The sequence below is a fragment of the Streptomyces sp. NPDC101776 genome, from assembly GCF_044766845.1.
In the GTDB taxonomy this organism is placed as follows: Bacteria; Actinomycetota; Actinomycetes; order Streptomycetales; family Streptomycetaceae; genus Streptomyces.
The window spans coordinates 250,096-266,101 of record NZ_JBIWMV010000007.1 but is presented as its reverse complement, the minus strand read 5'-3'; the positions used below and the strand labels follow the sequence as shown (position 1 = coordinate 266,101).

The window sequence follows — 16,006 nt, the reverse complement described above, 5'->3', positions numbered from 1 at the left end:
CGGTTCTCATGACGAGCGATGCCGAAGGTGTTCGGACGCTCACCCTGAACCGGCCCCATCGCAAGAACGCGATCGACGCCGAACTGTGGGACGCCCTGAGAACGGCGCTCTCCGCGGCGGGCAGCGATCGTACGGTGCGTGCGCTGGTCCTGACCGGTGCCGACGGCGCGTTCTGCTCAGGGGCCGACATCCGCAAGGGCGTCAGCGACGAGCATCCCCTGTACCGGATGCGGACCCTGAGCGAGGTCACACTGCTCCTGCACGAGTTGCCGATCCCCACCGTCGCCAAGGTGAACGGCGTGGCGGTCGGCGCCGGTTGGAACCTCGCGCTGGGCTGCGACTTCGTCGTGGCCTCCCCGGAATCCACGTTCTCGCAGATCTTCGCGCGCCGTGCCCTGTCCCTGGACTGCGGCGGCTCATGGCTGTTGCCGAAGCTGGTGGGGTTGCAGCAGGCGAAACGGCTCGTTCTGCTGGCCGAGACGATCGACGCCGAGGAGGCCCACACCCTGAACCTGGTGACGTGGGTCGTGGACGTCGACAAGATCGACGTCTTCGTGGACGACCTCGCCGCGCGGCTGGTGGCGGGAGCGCCCGTCGCCCTCGCCCAGAACAAGGCACTCCTCAACGAGAACGCCGATCGCACCCTGCGTGAGTCCCTTGCCGGCGAGGCACGGGCCCAGGCCATGAACTTCGCCACGACAGACGTCCCGGAGGCGTACGCGGCGTTCACGGAGCGGCGACCGGCGCACTACACGGGGCACTGGGCCGTGCCGAGAACACCGGCGCCGAAAACAACGGAGAACACGTGATGCGTGAGGCAGTGGTGGTGGCGGCGGTCCGCACCGCCGTCGGCAAACGGAACGGCGCTCTGGCCGGTGTGCACGCGGCCGACCTCTCCGCCGTCGTCCTGAACGCCCTCGTCGACCGCACGGGGCTGGATCCCGAGGTCGTCGACGACGTGGTGTGGGGCTGCGTCGGGCAGTTGGGCGACCAGTCGAGCAACATCGGCCGTTACGCGGTGCTGGCCGCGGGCTGGCCCGAGAGTATCCCGGGGACCACGGTGAACAGGGCCTGCGGTTCGAGTCAGCAGGCGCTGGACTTCGCCGCCCAGGCGGTCATGTCCGGCCAGCAGGACGTCGTGGTGGCGGGCGGGGTGGAGGTGATGAGCCGGGTCCCGCTCGGCGCCTCGCGGGCTGGCGGGACGCCGTACGGCCCCCAAGTCCTCGCCCGTTACGAGGGGTTCTCCTTCAACCAAGGTGTCTCCGCCGAGAAGATCGCCCAGAAGTGGGGGCTGGGTCGGGGTGTGCTCGACGAGTTCGCCGCGCTGTCGCACGAGCGGGCGGCGGGCGCGCAGGACGGCGGGGCGTTCGACGCGCAGATCGTGCCGGTGACCACCGACACCGGTTCGGCGGCCCTGGACGAAGGCATACGGCGCGGTACCAGCAGCGCCACTCTCGCGAAGTTGAGACCGTCCTTCCAGGAGGACGGGGTGATCCACGCGGGCAACTCCTCCCAGATCTCCGACGGAGCGGCAGCCCTGCTCGTGACGACCCCGGACAAGGCCCACGAACTCGGCCTGACACCGATCGTGCGCTACCGGGCGGGCGTGGTCACCGGCTCCGATCCGGTTCTCATGCTGACGGGGCCGATCCCGGCGACCGAGAAGGTGCTGCGCAAGGCCGGCATCGGCCTGCCGGAGGTGGGCGTCTTCGAGGTCAACGAGGCCTTCGCGCCGATCCCGCTCGCCTGGCTGGCCGAGACCGGCGCGGACCCGGCCCTGCTCAACCCGCTCGGCGGCGCCATCGCGCTCGGGCATCCGCTCGGCGCGTCGGGCGCCGTCCTGATGACCCGCATGATCCACCACATGCGGGACCACGGGATCCGCTACGGCCTGCAGACCATGTGCGAAGGCGGCGGCACCGCCAACGCCACCGTCGTCGAACTCGCTTCCTGACAGGGGATGTTGTGCGCCGAGACGTCTTCACCGACGACCACGAGGCGTTCCGCCGGCTCGCGCGGGACTTCATCGCCAAGGAAGTGGTCCCCCACTACACCGAGTGGGAGGAGACCGGCCGGCTCCCCCGCACGATCTTCGAACAGCTCGGCTCGCTCGGCCTGTTGGGCATGGCAGTACCCGAGGAGTACGGCGGAGCGGGCCTCGCCGACTACCGCTACAACGTCGTCCTCCAGGAGGAAGCGGCCCGCGCCCTGGTGACGTTGGGGACGGTGCGCACCCAACTCGACGTCGTCCTCCCGTACTTCCTCACCTACGCCGACCGGGATCAGCGCGAGCGCTGGTTTCCCGGCCTCGCCTCCGGGAAGCTGCTGACGGCCGTCGCGATGACCGAGCCGGGCACGGGGTCCGATCTCGCCGGGATCCGTACGACCGCCGTGCGCGACGGGGACTCGTACGTCCTGAACGGTGCGAAGACCTTCATCACCGGCGGCCTCCTGGCCGACTTGGTCATCGTCGTGGCGCGCACGTCGACCGACCCGGACAACCGCCGCGCCGGGCTCACTCTCCTGGTCGTCGAGGACGGCATGCCCGGTTTCACGCGTGGCCGTGTGCTGCACAAGTTGGGCATCAAGGTGCAGGACACGGTGGAGTTGGCCTTCGACGACGTACGGGTCCCGGTCGCCAACCGGCTCGGCGAGGAGAGCGCCGCGTTCGGCTACCTCGGCCACAATCTGCCGCAGGAGCGGATGACGGTGGCGGTCGGTTCGGTCGCGCAGGCGCGGGCCGCTCTGGACACGACGATCACGTACGTCAAGGAGCGCAAGGCGTTCGGGAAGACGGTCGCGTCCTTCCAGAACACGAAGTTCGAACTCGCCGCCGTGGCAGCCGAGATAGAGGCCGCTCAGGCAATGCTCGACCGCGCGGTGCTCGAACTCGTCGCCGGTGAACTGAGCGGACCCGACGCCGCCAAGGTCAAGCTCTTCTGCACCGAAATGCAGGCCCGTGCGGTCGACCGTTGCCTGCAACTGTTCGGCGGCTACGGCTACATGCTGGAATACCCCATCGCCCGGCTCTACGCCGATGCACGCATCACCCGCATCTACGCCGGGACCAGCGAGGTCATGAAGGTCATCATCGCCAAGTCCCTCGGATTGTGAGGCGGTTACGGTGCCGGACTTCTCCAGCAGACCAGGTGTCGCGTTCGTGGCGGGCGGCTCGGGCGGGATCGGGGCGGCGGTCGTCCGACTCCTCGCCGAGCGCGGCAGCGACATCGCGTTCACCTACCGGGCCAACCAGGACGCGGCGGACGCGATCGCCGCCGAGGTCACCAAGCTGGGCCGTCAAGTCCGGTCGATACGGCTGGACTTGACCGACGAGACCGCCACAGCCGAGGCCGTGTCCGAGGTCGACGGTGGCATCCACACCCTTGTGTACGCGGCGGGCCCGCATGTGCCGATGCGGCACCTGAGCAAGGTGACGCCGAGCGAGTACCGTGCCCAACTCGAGGGCGACGCCGTGGCGTTCTTCAATCTGGTGCATCCCGCGCTGCCGTTGCTGCGCGAGAGCCGGGGCAACATCGTCGCCGTGACCACCGTCGCCACTCGCCGGTTCCCGGTACGGGACGGGCTGTCGTCGGGCGCGAAGGGCGCGGTCGAGGCGGTCGCCCGGGCGCTGGCCGCCGAGGAGGGCCGGTACGGCGTCCGCGTGAACTGCGTGGCGCCCGGCATGCTCAACGACGGTATCGCCGGCCGTCTGATCAGCTCCGGCGAACTGGACGAGGCCGCGCTCGCCGTCACCCGGCGCAACATCCCGCTGCGCCGCTTCGGCGACGCGACCGACATCGCGGAGGCGGTCGCGTTCCTCGCCTCGGACCGGGCCGGGTTCATCACCGGGCAGGCGTTGGGAGTCGACGGCGGGTACAGCGTGTAGGTCAGGGCGGTGTGATCCGGCGGCCTGCCACGTAGGCGGCGCGGACCAGTTGCCCGGACAACTCGCGGAGAGCCTCACGCAGCGGGACGTGGAGCAGGCACAGGTCGGCGACCGCGCCGACCCTCAACCGCCGTGTCCGGGCCGGGTGTTGGGGTTCGCCGGTGAACAGCCTCAGCGCCGCTGCGGGTTCGAGTCGGTCGCCCTCGTCCCGCTCGGTGGCCGCCCGCATGACCGCCCAGGGGTCCGGGGTGCCGTACGGCGCGTCGGTGCCGGCGGCGAGCGGAACGCCCGCCTCGGTCAGGCTCCGGCAGCGATAGAGGTGCGGGCGGTCGTCGGCGTCCACGTCGGTGGCGTACGCCTCGCCCCGCTCGACCGGAAAGTGGGGCTGGGTCACGACCGTCACCCCGAGGCGCCGTAGCCACGGGATCGTCTCGGCCGGGATCACCGACCCGTGCTCGATCCGGTCACCGTCGGCCGGTCCCACCTCGTCCAGGGCGAGCAGCGTCACCAGCAACTGCACCCGGGTCACACAGTGCACGGCGACCGGCCTCGGCCTGATCTCCCTTATGGTGCGCGCGAGTTGGTCGGGGGTGGGGAGGGTCGGGTCGTCGAGCATCAGCTTCACGGGCTCGTCGACACCCATCACCAGGAGCCGTTGCGGAAGGACCGACAGCATCTGGGTGAGCCCGCTCGCGGGGTGCGGATCGGCGTTGGTGAACCCCGTGACGCCGAGCGCCGCCGCCCGCCGTCCAACACCCTCCAGATCCAACCGCGTTGGCGGCACGAACCCGCGCAGCCGCTCGTCCTCGCGCCAGAACCGCCCGTCGCCGTCCAGCCCGACCGCCCGCAGCGCGGCACTGTTCCACACCCACAGCGCACCGGTCCGATGCTGCACCCGCACCGGCCGATCCGGCGCGAGCGCGTCCAGCGCCCACCGGTCCAACTCCCCCGCGACACTCTCGTGGTAGCCGACGGCCCGCACCCACTCCCCCGGTGGCCCACTCACCAGGGCCGCCGCAAGCGCCGTACGGTCGCGCACTTCCGTCGGCCCGACCCGCACGGAAGCGGCATCGGCGGCCAGCGCCGTGAGGTGTACGTGATGATCGTGCAGGCCCGGCAGCAGCGCACCGCCCCGGCCGTCCACGTCACCCGGCCCCTTCAGCCCCGGCCCGACCTCGGCGATCCGCCCGCCGTCGATCCGTACGTCGACCGCCGTCGCGTGGCCCTCGACCTCCACGTTTCTGATCAGCACGGCGGGTGGACCCGGGTCCGTGAGTCCGCGAGCGTCGCGGCGCAGGCGGCCATGGAGACGCAGAGCAGTTCTCCGCCGCCCTCGGCCAGGGAACGGGCCGCGGCGTGGGCGGCGAACACCCCGGTGACGGGATCCGCGAGCGCGTCTCCGAGGAAGACCGGGTCACCGTTCGGGTCGAGACCGGTCAGGCCGCCGGCCACGGCAGCGTCATCTCCGAAAGCGATACGGTCACTCTCGCGCCCGTATCCGGTGATGCCGACCCACACCCGGCCGGGGCGTGCGGCGAGGAACTCCTCGGCACGGAGGCCGAGCCGGCGCAAGGCGCGGGGCCGTGACGCCTCGATGACGACGTCGGCCTCGGCGACGATCTCGTCCAGCGCGCCGGGGGTGAAGTCCACGATCCGGTTGTCGTGCCCGTCGTGCAGCCACCGGTAGAAGGCGGGCGTCCCCATACGCGCTCCGTCGGGTCGCGTCGCACTCTCCACCTTCAACACCCGCGCGCCCGCCAGCCCGAGCAGCCGAGCGCACAGCGGTCCCGCCCAGAGTGCGGAGAAGTCGACGATCCGTAGGCCCGCCATCGCGCGGGCGCTGCTCCGTTCACCCCATCGCTCGGCGCGGACCGCAGGCCGTACTCCCTGGGCCGATCCCGCTGCCGCAGCCGCGATGCCGAGCAACTGCGCGGACTCGGCGGCTTCGGCCGCTGTGGCCCGTGGCAGCGCCGCGCGCAGACCACCGGCCTCGTCCGGCGAGCCGAGAAGTGCCAGGAGTGCGGGTACGGCGGCCAGGTCGTCGGGGCGGGCCAGGTTCACGGCGGCCCAACCGTCGGCGGCTCGGAGGAGGTGACAGGAGCCGTTGGCCGATGTCCTGCCCGGGCGTCCCAGGCCGGCCAGTTGGGCGCGTAGGAACAGAGCGGTCGGCAGGTCGACCGGCACATCCGTCAGAGCGGTGAACGAGCTGGCGACGTCGGCAAGGGGAGCCAGGAAGGGCTCGACGGAGTCCATCCAGGCACGGAGAGCCTGATTCTCCATGAGCCGAACCCCCTTCTCTCCCAAGGTGATCTCAAATTACACTCCGGTCGACACTTGGAGGGAGATCACTGTGGAGTCGCCCTTCGTGATCGTCGACCTCGACCGCACCGCAGCGCAGGAAGCAGAAGCCCGTGACCGCCGGGACCGCGTCGTGGTCGGTGTGGCAGCAGAACCCCGAGACGTGGTCGAGGGATGCGACATCCTGCTCACCGGTGTTCCCGATCCACCCGGACCGTGGGTGGGCTGTGCGGATCCGCGGGCCACGGCCCGGCAGTTGGGTCGGATCGTCGAGAGCCGGCCCGCCGCTTCCGTCGCACTGGTGCAGGTGCTGCGGATGGGCAATGGCCTCTCCATCCCCGACAGGCTGATTCTCGAGTCCCTCGCTTACTCGACGCTTCAGGGCGGAGCCGCTTTCCGGTCCTGGCTGGCCGCCGCGCCCCGGCGTACTCCCCGCCCCGCCGAGACTCCCGTACGGCTCGACCGTGACGGTGCCCGGTTGTCCATCACGCTGGACCGGCCCTGGGTGCGCAACGCGTTCGACGCGGCGACGCGGGACGCACTGTGCGAGGCGCTTGAGGTGGCCGTGGCCGACCCGTCGATCGACCGTGTCGGCCTGTACGGCAACGGTCCCGCCTTCTGCAGCGGCGGCGACCTCGCCGAGTTCGGTGCGTCGCGTGATCCGGCGCAGGCCCACCTGGTGCGGGTTCATCGCAGTCCCGGCGCGCTGCTGCACCGTTGCGCCCCCCGGGTGACCGTCCGTCTGCATGGTGCGTGCGTCGGTGCCGGGATAGAGCTCGCGGCTTTCGCGGGGCGGGTGGTCGCCGCGCCGGACACGGTGATCCGACTGCCGGAGATCGGGATGGGGCTGATTCCGGGCGCGGGCGGTACGGCGAGCATCCCGGTCCGGATCGGGCGGGAGCGCACGGCGTATCTCGCCCTGTCCGGGGTGGAGTTGAGCGCCGGGGAGGCCTTGCGCTGGGGGCTCGTCGACGAGATCACCGACATGGACGACGTGACCGCCGAGCCGCAGGAAGTGGTCCGCTCCTGAGCTTCCCTCCGGCGTCTGTGACGACCTTCAGGAGCGCTCGGCACAGACACCGGAGTTCGGTCACTTCCCGGTCCACACGGGGCTACGGCGTTCGGCGAAGGCGCGTGCTCCCTCTGCCGCGTCGGCGCTCCTGAACACCGACTCGACCTCTGCCAGTTCGGCCCAACGGCGTTCCCGCATCAGCTTCTTGGTCATCGCGACCCCGAGAGGGCCGTTCTCGGCGATGCGTCCCGCCAGGGTCAGCGCCTCCTCCAGCACCTTCTCGGCCGGTACGGCGCGATTCACCAGGCCGAACTGTTTGGCGTCCGCGGCGGTGACAAGCTCGCCGGTCAGCCCCATCTCCAGGGCGACGGCCAACGGCACCCGATCGGCGAGGGTCGTACCGCCTCCGGCGGCGAACAGCCCCCGCTTCACCTCGGCGATCCCCAGCCGGGCGTCCTCGGCGGCTACCACCAGGTCGCAGGCCAGGGCGAGTTCGAAGCCGCCGGCGAGTGCCGAGCCGTTGAGGGCGGCGATCACCGGGGTGGCGACGCCCTCGCGGAAGAACCAGACCAGGCCGTCGAACCTGCCGCCGCCCTTAGCGAACGCCTTGAGGTCCATGCCGGAGCAGAAGACCGTTCCGGCGCCCGTGAGGACGATCGCCCGGACCGCCGGGTCGGCGTCCGCCTCCCGCAGCACGACCGACAGTTCGTCGATCAACTCGGGGCTCATGGCGTTGCGGACCTCGGGACGGTTCAGGGTCGCCACCAGGACGGCACCGACCCGTTCCGTCAGGACCAGGTCGCTCATCGGGCCGCCGCCACGGCCGCCCGGGCCTTGGAGCGGAACGCCTCCAACTTCTCGGCGGGCTCGATGAGTTGGTGACTGCGCGAGCGGGTGGAGACGTCGTGGCCCTCGGCCGCCTTGCGCAGTGCGCCCACGGTGGCCTGTTCGCGCGGGATGTGCGCGAAGGGGTCGAAGGAGTACCAGCGCATCGCGTTCTCGAAGGTGATCTTCCGGGCGTCCTCGTCGGAGACGTCGCAACTGGTCATCACGTCGTGCAGTTGCTCGGGGGCGTCCGGCCACAGCGAGTCGCTGTGCGGGTAGTCGCCCTCCCAGCAGATGTTGTCGATACCGATGTCGTGGCGCAGTCGTACACCCAGCTTGTCCGTGATGAAGCAGGTCAGGAAGTGCTCGCGGAAGACCTCGGACGGCAGCTTGCCGCCGAAGTCCTGGAGGGTCCAGGTGGAGTGCATCTCGTAGGTACGGTCGAGGCGCTCCAGGAAGTACGGGATCCAGCCCGTTCCACCTTCCGAGAGGGCGATTTTCAGATTCGGGAACTGCTTGATCGGCGGCGACCAGAGCAGGTCGGCGGCGGCGGAGACGATGTTCATCGGTTGGAGCGTGATCATCACGTCCGGCGGCGAGTCGGCGGCCGGGACGGCGAGCCTGCCGGAGGAGCCGATGTGCACCGACATGACGGTGTCCGTGTCGGACAGCGCGCGCCAGAGCGGGTTCCAGTACGGGTCGTGGAAGCTCGGGTAGCCGAGGACGGCGGGGTTCTCGGTGAAGGTGAGCGAGTGAACGCCCTTCTCGGCGACCCGGCGCACCTCCGCCGCGCACAGCTCCGCGTCCCAGATGGCGGGCAGCGCCATCGGGATGAAGCGGCCCGGGTAGGCGGCGCACCACTCGTCGATGTGCCAGTCGTTGTAGGCCCGGACGAGCGCGAGGGAGAAGTCGGCGTCATCGGTGGCGAAGAGCCGGGCCGAGAAGCCGGGGAAGGACGGGAAGTTCATCTGGGCGAGGATGCCGCCCGCGTTCATGTCCTTGACGCGCTCGTGCACGTCGTAACAGCCGGGGCGGATCTCGTCGAGGCCCTGGGGTTCGACGCCGTACTCCTCCTTGGGCCGGCCGGCCACCGCGTTGAGCGCGGAGTTGGTGATGGTCGCGCCGCCGAACTGCCAGACGTCGGTTCCGTCGTCCCGGTGGACCAGTTGGGGCGCTTCTTTCTTGTAGCGCTCGGGGAGGTGGTTCACGAACATGTCGGGGGGTTCGATGATGTGGTCGTCGACGCTGATGAGGATGAGGTCGTCGCGGTCCATGACGGCTCCTTACGGGGGTGGGTCGGTCAGTCGGAGGCGGGCAGCGGCTTGGCCGTCTTCAGGGTCATGGGGGCGCCGTCACAGGTCAGTTCGCCCGCGCCGGAGGCGGTGCAGAGCAGTTCGAGCGTCCCGCTGGCGTCGACGTACCGCTTACCGATGAGGGTGGTGGTGCCGGCCGGTCCGGGCTTCACCGAGGGCGCGTCGGCCACGGCGACCAACGGGCTGCCGCCGCAGGCCAGTTGGGGCTGTACGTCGGCGGGTGCGCGGATGACTACCACGCGGGTGCCGCAGACGGTGCTGGCGAGTTGGTCACCGGGGCGCGGCGTCGGTGCCGGTGGGGTCATGGCGGAGTTCCCTTTCGAGCAGGCGGTCGGCGAGAAGTTCCACGTCGTAGGACTGACGCGCCATCCAGTACCGCAGGAAGCCGGTGAGCGAGTACCGCAGGAAGAGCGCGGAGCCGACGACGCTCCCGGCGACCGCGGCCAGGCCGAGGGTGAGAGCGTCGTTCTGCACCAGCGGATCGCTGGTGTTGTGCGAGATGAAGTAGGCGCTCACTCCGAGGACGACGCCGATCGTCATCAGGGCGGCGCCCGCGCGCAGCCAGAGAACGGCCCTTCCGGCGGCCGGGTCCGGGATTTTCAGGACGGTGAGTTCGCGGACGAAGCGGTCCGCTCGCGTCTCGGTGGACGTCATGTGGAACTCCCCAGGTAGAGAGCGGACAGTTCGGCGCGCAGGCCGCCGTCGGGGTGGCCCTGCCGTTCGACCCGGCCGCGTACGAGGACGGCGGCATGGTCGCAGATGTCGAGGACGGCGGCGGCGAACTGCTCAACCACCAGGACTGCCACGCCCTGCCGGGCGATTTCGCCGACCTGGTCGTAGAGCCGGCCGACGACCAACGGGGCGAGCCCCATGGAGAGTTCGTCGAGCAGCAGGACGGCTGGGTCGGTGGCGAGGCCGCGGGCAAGGGCGAGCATCTGCTGTTCGCCGCCGGAGAGGGTGCCCGCCGCCTGTCCGGCGCGCTGGGCGAGGACGGGGAAGCGGGCGAAGGCGATCTCCTCGATCTCTTCGCGGCTGCGGCCGGTGAAGGTCATCATGAGGAGGTTGTCGCGGACGGACAGGTTCGGGAACACGCCTCGCCCCTCGGGGATGAGGCAGACCCCGGCGCGGGCCAGGTCGCGAGGGTCGGCGCCGGTCATGTCCCTTCCGCCGAGCAGGAGTTGGCCCGATTCGACGGGGTGGACTCCGGCGGCGACGCGCAGGGTGGTGGTCTTTCCGGCGCCGTTCGGTCCGAGCAGTGCCACCACCTGTCCAGCGGCGACGTCGAGGTCGACGCCGTGCAGGACGGTGATGCGTTCATGGGCGGCGCGGATGCCGCGCAGTTCGAGAAGTGCGCTCACGCGTCCCCCAGATAGGCGGCGAGTACCGTTTCGTCGCTGCGGATCACCTCGGGCGGACCGACGGCGATGATCTTGCCGAGGTCGAGGACGTACACCTCGTCGCAGACGGCCATCACGAGGCTCATGTCGTGCTCGACGAGGACGACGGCGGTGCCGTCGTCGGTGAGGGCGCGAAGGAGTTCCGCGAAGCGTTCGGTCTCCTCCGCGTCCTGTCCGGCGGCGGGTTCGTCGAGGAGAAGCACCTTCGGGCGGATCGCGAGGGCCCTGCCGACCTCGACGAGGCGGCCGACTCCGGTGGGCAGGGCGTCGGGTGAGGTGTCGGCGAGGCCGGTGAGGTCGAGGCGGTGCAGGATCTCGGTGACGACCTGGTCGGCCCGGCGGCGTTCGGGTCCGAGTTCGGCGGCGACGAGCAGGTTGTCGCGCACGCTGAGCCGGCCGAACAGTTCCAGGCGCTGGAAGGTGCGGGCGAGTCCGTGCCGGGCGCGCGCGGAGGGCCGGGCCCGGGTGACGTCCCGGCCGTCCAGTCGGACCTGCCCTGAGGAGGGCCTGCGCAGTCCGGAGGCGACGTCGAACAGGGTACTTTTTCCTGCCCCGTTGGGTCCGATGAGTCCGGTGACGCGGCCCGCCTCGGCGGTCAGCGCGACCCCGTCGAGAGCGCGGTTCCCACCGAAGGAGACGGTCACTCCACTAACCTGCAGCGATCCCACGGGCCAGCACCTCCTCGTCCTCGGGGCGCCATTCACGCCGTAGGCCCCACCACTCGACGGGGATCTCCGGCTCGGCCGGAACGGCCTGCCGGGCGTCCGCCCAGGTGCGCAGCGCGAAGGCGAGAAGGACTGAACCGCCGTAGTACGTCCAGTTGTTGATCACGTCGCCGAAGCGCAGCGCCCAGGCCAGGGCGAGGACGCAGAGCAGGGCGGGGAGGGCGATGCGGTCGCGGGCGAGGGGCTCCCACTGGCGGCGGAAGCGGGAGACGATGCCGTCGGGGTTGTGGCCGAGTCCGACTCCGGCGAGGCCGGGGAGCAGGGCGACCAGGTTCGCGGTGCCGGGGGCGACGGCGATCAGGGCGTTCGTCGGACCGGCGAAGGCGGTGCCCGCGAAGAGCCCGTTGCCGACCGCGCCGAGTCCGCCGACCACGGCGACGAGGAAGATCGGCAGTCCCGCGATGAGGCTGAACTGGTCGGCGGTGACGGTGCGTTGCTGCATTCCGTAGAGCGCTCCGCCGAGTCCGGCGATGCCCGAGGCGAGGGCGAACACGGCGACCTTGGCGACCAGGAGGTTGCCGCCGAGGGTGGCGTACGCGGCCTCGCTGTCGCGCAGGGCGATCAGCCGCCGGCCGTAGCGACTGCGGCGCAGGGTGGCCACACCGATCGAGGCGAGCGCGAGACAGACGGCGGCCAACACCATCAACTCCCGTCCGCTGTCCAGCCGTAGACCGAAGAGGTGGGGTCCGGAGACGTCCACCGAGCCCTGGTCGAACAGGGCGATCCGCAGGCCGAAGACGTGGAAGGCCGGGATGGTGAAGATCCAGCGGTCGAGGATCACGGCGAACGCGGCTGTGCCCAGGGCGAGATAGACGCCGGACAGGCGCAGCGCGGGCAGGGCGACCAGTGCTCCCGCCGCCGCCGAGACGAGGATCGCGGCGCCGAGTGCCCACAGTTCGCCGTGGGCGCCGAGGTGTCCCCAGACGACGGCTCCGATGCCGGCCATGCTGAGCTGACACAGGGAGACCTGTCCGGCGTACCCGGCGAGCGGGACGTACGAGAGTGCCACTACGCCCAGCGAGAAGATCGCTCCGTAGGTGATGAGGTCGGCTTCTCCGAGGAGAGAGGCCAGTACCGCGCCGAAGGCGACGACGACCGCCGCGAACACGAGGGTGCCGCGCGCGCTCGGTACCGGCACGCGGGCCAGCCGTCGTTCACGGCCGCGCAGGCGTCGGTGCGGGAAGACCAGCAGAGCCAGGAAGAGCAGCAGGGCGGGGGCGGCGAGCCGTAGTCCGGGGAGGTACTCGTTCTGCGGGAGGTAGCCGGTCAGATAGCTCTCCATGCAGCCGACGACGACCGCGCCGAGGAAGGTGAGCGGCAGGCTGCGCAGCCTGCCGAAGACGGCCGCGGTGTAGGCGCTGACGATCAGCAGGGAGAGCTGGGCGGCGTCGAGGGTGACGGTCGGGGCGATCAGGATGCCGCCGATCGCGGCCAGTTGGGTGCCGAGGATCCAGGAGACCCGGCCCGCCCGGACCGGGTCGGCGCCGGTGAGGCCGACGAGTGCCCGGTCGTCGACGGCCGCGCGCATCTCGGCTCCGGCGCGGGTGCGGTAGAGCAGGATGCGCAGGGCGACGGCGACGGCGACGGCCACCGCCATGGTGATCGCCTGGTGCCAGGTGATGACGGCCGGGCCGAGGTGGATGGGTTTGCGGTCGGCGAAGAACATCGGCAGGGGGCGCGCCACGTTCGGGTCCCATATCCAGCGCGCCGCCGCGATGAGTCCGCTGAGCAGCGCCACCGTCATGACCAGGCGTTCGGCTTCGCCGAGGGCCTGGACGGGGCGCAGCACGAACCGCTCGACGAGCAGCCCGAAGCCCGGGGCGAGCACGAGCAGCACCACGACCAGGGCGACCGGAACGGGCCAGCCCCAGCCGACGGTCAACTGCCAGTACATGAACGCGGACAGCATGCCGGCCGCGCCGTGCGCGAAGTTGAACACGCCGGTGGTGGTGTAGGTGAGCACGAGCCCACTGCCGATGACGGCATAGATCGCGGCCGTGCTCAGGCCGACGATCCCGAAGGTGAGGAACTGGTCCATCGCGTCGGATCTCCCCTCTCCATCGCTGGAAACTAGCTTCTCATCTACGGAGAATCAACCATTCAGACAGAGACTGTTGACGTCACCTCACCGACCGTGGAAATCTGCCACTCATCTGAGAGAATGCCATTCTCACTCATGGTGAAGGGTGGAAAGTCCTTGTCCTCCTTGCCTGTTCCGGCTCTTCCTCCTGGTCCGACCGACGACCTGATGGAGATCCAGCAGCTCCTCGCCCGCTACGCGGTGTGCATCACCCGCGGCGACCTGGACGGGGTGCTGGGGGTCTTCACGCCCGACGGCACGTACAGCGCCTTCGGGGACTCCTACGGCCTCGACGAGTTCCCGGCGCTGGTGGCCGCCGCCCCCAAGGGGCTGTTCCTCACGGGCACGCCGGCCGTCGAGCTGTCCGGCGACACGGCAACCGGCACCCAGCCGCTGTGCTTCGTCGACCACGCCACGCACGACCTGCGGATCGGCTACTACAACGACACCTACGTCCGCACGGACGGGGGTTGGCGGCTGCGCACACGCGCGATGACGTTCATCCGCCGCAGCGGGACCCACGACTCCGGCCGCCCGCACGCCTATCAGCGCCCGGGTACATGAACATCACCTCCGCACCCGGGTACGTGAACGTCGCCGACTTCCGCTCGGACCTGCGCGCCTGGCTGGACGAGCACGACCTGTCCCCCGGCCCCGACCACTCCCTGAACGCCCAGGTCGCCCAACTCGCCCGGGTCCGCCGGGCGTTGTACGACGCGGACTGGATGCGGTACGGCTGGCCCGCCGAGGTGAGTGGACTCGGCGGGCCAGCGGTGCTGAGGGCGGTGCTCGGCGAGGAGGTCGCCACCCGCGAGCTGGCCGAACCCGGCATCTACTCGATGATCGAGGTCCTCGCCCCGACGATGATCTCCTACGCCCCTCCCGCGCTCGCCGCCGAAATGGTCCCGCGACTGCTCAGCGGCCGGGAGCAGTGGTGCCAGGGCTTCTCCGAGCCCGGCTCCGGCAGCGACCTCGCCTCCCTCACCACGCGGGCCGTTCCGCGTGGCGACCACTGGGTGATCAGCGGCCAGAAGGTGTGGACGAGCCTGGCCCAATTCGCCGCCCGCTGCGTCCTGTTGACCCGCACCGCGCCGGGCCACAACGGGATCACCGCGTTCTTCGTCGACATGGACACCCCCGGCATCACCGTCCGGCCGCTGCGCACGATGCACGGCGTGGACGAGTTCGCCGAGGTGTTCTTCGACGACGTGATCGTGCCCGCCGACCGGATGCTCGGCCGCCCGGGCGACGGCTGGCGGCTGGCGATGGACCTGCTCCCGCACGAGCGCTCCACCTGCTTCTGGCACCGGATCGCCCATCTGTACACGCGACTTGACCGTCTGCTGGCCGAGACGAGCGTCCCGGACGACGCCGAACTCGGCGCCGCCTACCTGGCGTTGCACACCGTGCGCTGTCGCTCCCACGCGACCCAGCGCCGGCTGGCCGCGGGCGAGCGGCTGGGCGCGGAGACCTCGGTCGACAAGGTGCTGCTGGCCACCGCCGAGCAACGACTCTTCGAGACCGTGCGCGATCTGCTGCCCGGCGTACTGGAGTTGACGGACTCGCCGTGGCGCTCGGAGTACCTGTACGCGAAGGCGGCGACCATCTACGGCGGTACGGCCGAGATCCAGCGAAACATCATCGCGCGCCGACTGCTCGACCTGGGGAAGGACTAGCCGTGGACGCCGCCGAACGGGACCTGCTCGCCGAAACGCTGCGCAAGACGATGACGGCGGCCTCGGGGCAGGCGCTCGACGCCGCCCTCACGGACCTCGGCTGGGCCGAACTGCTCGCGGAACAGCCGGACATCGCCGTCCCGCTCGCCTTCCGACTGCTCGGCGAAACGGGCGCCCACGCGCCGCTCCTCAACGACGTCCTGCTGAGCGCGGCGGGCCGTCCGGTCGGCGGCACGCTGCCGCTGCCGTTCACGGGCGGTACGTGGATCGTCTGGGAGCGCGACGACGCTGCGGCCGGGACGACCCTGGACACCGAACTACCGCTGCGTTCCGTGGCCGACGGAGCTCCGGTGCCGCTCACCGCCGGCCGTGTCGCGCTCGGCTGGTGGCTGCTCGGAACCGGCCGCGCCATGCTCACGCTGGCTCGCCGACACGCCGTGGACCGCGTGCAGTTCGGCCGTCCGCTGGGCTCCTTCCAAGCCGTACGGCATCGGCTCGCCGAGACGCTCGTGGCGCTGGACGGTGCCGAGGCGACCCTGGTGGCCGCGTCGGACGAGCTGGGCGCGTTGCTGGCCAAAGCGGCTGCCGGACAGGCGGCGTTGACGGCGTCCCGGCACTGCCAGCAGGTCCTCGGCGGGATCGGCTTCACCGCCGAGCACGATCTGCACCGGCATGTGCGGCGGGCCGTGGTGCTGGACGGACTGCTGGGCAGCGCACGGGAGTTGACTCGCGAGGCGGGGGCACTGCTGCGGGCCGGCGGATCCGCGCCACGGCTCGTCCACCTGTGATCGACA

At 70.7% G+C, this 16,006-nt stretch carries 17 protein-coding genes; 8 read left to right on the top strand and 9 right to left on the bottom strand.

The features are described from left to right. The first annotated feature begins 8 nt into the window (after positions 1-8). From ACIRRY_RS23905 to ACIRRY_RS23890, 4 genes are read left to right on the top strand one after another with little or no spacing between them, the layout of a single operon-like run. Complete coding sequence (locus ACIRRY_RS23905; RefSeq protein WP_403976100.1) at positions 9-809, top strand: enoyl-CoA hydratase/isomerase family protein; 801 nt, start codon at positions 9-11, stop codon at positions 807-809. Next, a complete protein-coding gene (locus ACIRRY_RS23900; protein ID WP_403976098.1) occupies positions 809-1,954 on the top strand; it encodes a thiolase family protein in 1,146 nt (381 codons plus the stop codon). The genes ACIRRY_RS23905 and ACIRRY_RS23900 overlap by 1 nt, the downstream gene beginning before the upstream one ends. Before the next feature lie 11 nt (positions 1,955-1,965). Then, entirely contained in the window at positions 1,966-3,114 is a 1,149-nt protein-coding gene (locus ACIRRY_RS23895) for an acyl-CoA dehydrogenase family protein (RefSeq protein WP_403976095.1), read from the top strand. Positions 3,115-3,160: 46 nt separating this feature from the next. Further along, a complete protein-coding gene (locus tag ACIRRY_RS23890; protein ID WP_403976395.1) occupies positions 3,161-3,886 on the top strand; it encodes an SDR family NAD(P)-dependent oxidoreductase in 726 nt (241 codons plus the stop codon). 1 nt (position 3,887) lies between these two features. Here the strand turns inward: ACIRRY_RS23890 and ACIRRY_RS23885 are convergent, their stop codons facing one another. Both ACIRRY_RS23885 and ACIRRY_RS23880 read right to left on the bottom strand, forming a co-directional pair. After that, positions 3,888-5,138 (bottom strand): amidohydrolase family protein, encoded by a 1,251-nt coding sequence (locus ACIRRY_RS23885; RefSeq protein ID WP_403976092.1) that lies wholly within the window; start codon positions 5,136-5,138, stop codon positions 3,888-3,890. Beyond that, on the bottom strand, positions 5,132-6,166 hold the full coding sequence (locus ACIRRY_RS23880) for a CoA transferase (RefSeq protein ID WP_403976089.1): 1,035 nt from the start codon (positions 6,164-6,166) through the stop codon (positions 5,132-5,134). Before ACIRRY_RS23880 ends, ACIRRY_RS23885 begins: the two co-directional genes overlap by 7 nt. Positions 6,167-6,236: 70 nt before the next feature. Between ACIRRY_RS23880 and ACIRRY_RS23875 the strand changes: the two genes are divergently transcribed. Beyond that, complete coding sequence (locus tag ACIRRY_RS23875) at positions 6,237-7,214, top strand: enoyl-CoA hydratase/isomerase family protein (protein WP_403976086.1); 978 nt, start codon at positions 6,237-6,239, stop codon at positions 7,212-7,214. Positions 7,215-7,274: 60 nt separating this feature from the next. On the opposite strand, the gene ACIRRY_RS23870 is transcribed toward ACIRRY_RS23875, so the two are convergent. From ACIRRY_RS23870 to ACIRRY_RS23840, 7 genes are read right to left on the bottom strand one after another with little or no spacing between them, the layout of a single operon-like run. Further along, a complete protein-coding gene (locus tag ACIRRY_RS23870) occupies positions 7,275-8,003 on the bottom strand; it encodes an enoyl-CoA hydratase-related protein (protein WP_403976083.1) in 729 nt (242 codons plus the stop codon). After that, a complete protein-coding gene (locus ACIRRY_RS23865) occupies positions 8,000-9,295 on the bottom strand; it encodes an amidohydrolase family protein (protein WP_403976080.1) in 1,296 nt (431 codons plus the stop codon). The genes ACIRRY_RS23870 and ACIRRY_RS23865 overlap by 4 nt, the downstream gene beginning before the upstream one ends. A gap of 26 nt (positions 9,296-9,321) precedes the next feature. Next, positions 9,322-9,639: a hypothetical protein gene (locus tag ACIRRY_RS23860; RefSeq protein WP_403976078.1), complete on the bottom strand. Its 318-nt coding sequence runs from the start codon at positions 9,637-9,639 to the stop codon at positions 9,322-9,324. Beyond that, on the bottom strand, positions 9,605-9,988 hold the full coding sequence (locus tag ACIRRY_RS23855) for a hypothetical protein (protein ID WP_317885338.1): 384 nt from the start codon (positions 9,986-9,988) through the stop codon (positions 9,605-9,607). The genes ACIRRY_RS23860 and ACIRRY_RS23855 overlap by 35 nt, the downstream gene beginning before the upstream one ends. Continuing rightward, positions 9,985-10,692: an ABC transporter ATP-binding protein gene (locus ACIRRY_RS23850; protein ID WP_403976074.1), complete on the bottom strand. Its 708-nt coding sequence runs from the start codon at positions 10,690-10,692 to the stop codon at positions 9,985-9,987. The genes ACIRRY_RS23855 and ACIRRY_RS23850 overlap by 4 nt, the downstream gene beginning before the upstream one ends. Then, positions 10,689-11,399, bottom strand: a complete 711-nt coding sequence (locus ACIRRY_RS23845; RefSeq protein WP_403976072.1) for an ABC transporter ATP-binding protein — start codon at positions 11,397-11,399, stop codon at positions 10,689-10,691. Before ACIRRY_RS23845 ends, ACIRRY_RS23850 begins: the two co-directional genes overlap by 4 nt. Then, entirely contained in the window at positions 11,380-13,494 is a 2,115-nt protein-coding gene (locus ACIRRY_RS23840) for an ABC transporter permease (protein WP_403976068.1), read from the bottom strand. Before ACIRRY_RS23840 ends, ACIRRY_RS23845 begins: the two co-directional genes overlap by 20 nt. A gap of 210 nt (positions 13,495-13,704) precedes the next feature. Between ACIRRY_RS23840 and ACIRRY_RS23835 the strand changes: the two genes are divergently transcribed. The 3 genes from ACIRRY_RS23835 to ACIRRY_RS23825 are packed head-to-tail and all read left to right on the top strand — an operon-like array spanning position 13,705 to position 16,000. Next, positions 13,705-14,100 carry a nuclear transport factor 2 family protein gene (locus ACIRRY_RS23835; RefSeq protein ID WP_403976065.1) on the top strand — a complete coding sequence of 132 codons (396 nt, stop codon included), beginning with the start codon at positions 13,705-13,707 and terminating at the stop codon, positions 14,098-14,100. Next, positions 14,097-15,212, top strand: coding sequence for an acyl-CoA dehydrogenase family protein (locus tag ACIRRY_RS23830; protein WP_403976062.1), 1,116 nt, complete (start codon positions 14,097-14,099; stop codon positions 15,210-15,212). The genes ACIRRY_RS23835 and ACIRRY_RS23830 overlap by 4 nt, the downstream gene beginning before the upstream one ends. Before the next feature lie 2 nt (positions 15,213-15,214). Continuing rightward, entirely contained in the window at positions 15,215-16,000 is a 786-nt protein-coding gene (locus ACIRRY_RS23825; RefSeq protein ID WP_403976059.1) for an acyl-CoA dehydrogenase family protein, read from the top strand. The last annotated feature ends 6 nt before the right edge of the window (positions 16,001-16,006 follow it).

Coding starts and splice junctions, on each gene's coding strand:
- ACIRRY_RS23905 (WP_403976100.1), top strand. CDS start 9: ATGACGAGCGATGCCGAAGGTGTTCGGACGCTCACCCTGAACCGGCCC.
- ACIRRY_RS23900 (WP_403976098.1), top strand. CDS start 809: ATGCGTGAGGCAGTGGTGGTGGCGGCGGTCCGCACCGCCGTCGGCAAA.
- ACIRRY_RS23880 (WP_403976089.1), bottom strand. CDS start 6,166: ATGGAGAATCAGGCTCTCCGTGCCTGGATGGACTCCGTCGAGCCCTTC.
- ACIRRY_RS23870 (WP_403976083.1), bottom strand. CDS start 8,003: ATGAGCGACCTGGTCCTGACGGAACGGGTCGGTGCCGTCCTGGTGGCG.
- ACIRRY_RS23865 (WP_403976080.1), bottom strand. CDS start 9,295: ATGGACCGCGACGACCTCATCCTCATCAGCGTCGACGACCACATCATC.
- ACIRRY_RS23860 (WP_403976078.1), bottom strand. CDS start 9,639: ATGACCCCACCGGCACCGACGCCGCGCCCCGGTGACCAACTCGCCAGC.
- ACIRRY_RS23855 (WP_317885338.1), bottom strand. CDS start 9,988: ATGACGTCCACCGAGACGCGAGCGGACCGCTTCGTCCGCGAACTCACC.
- ACIRRY_RS23840 (WP_403976068.1), bottom strand. CDS start 13,494: ATGGACCAGTTCCTCACCTTCGGGATCGTCGGCCTGAGCACGGCCGCG.
- ACIRRY_RS23835 (WP_403976065.1), top strand. CDS start 13,705: ATGGAGATCCAGCAGCTCCTCGCCCGCTACGCGGTGTGCATCACCCGC.
- ACIRRY_RS23830 (WP_403976062.1), top strand. CDS start 14,097: ATGAACATCACCTCCGCACCCGGGTACGTGAACGTCGCCGACTTCCGC.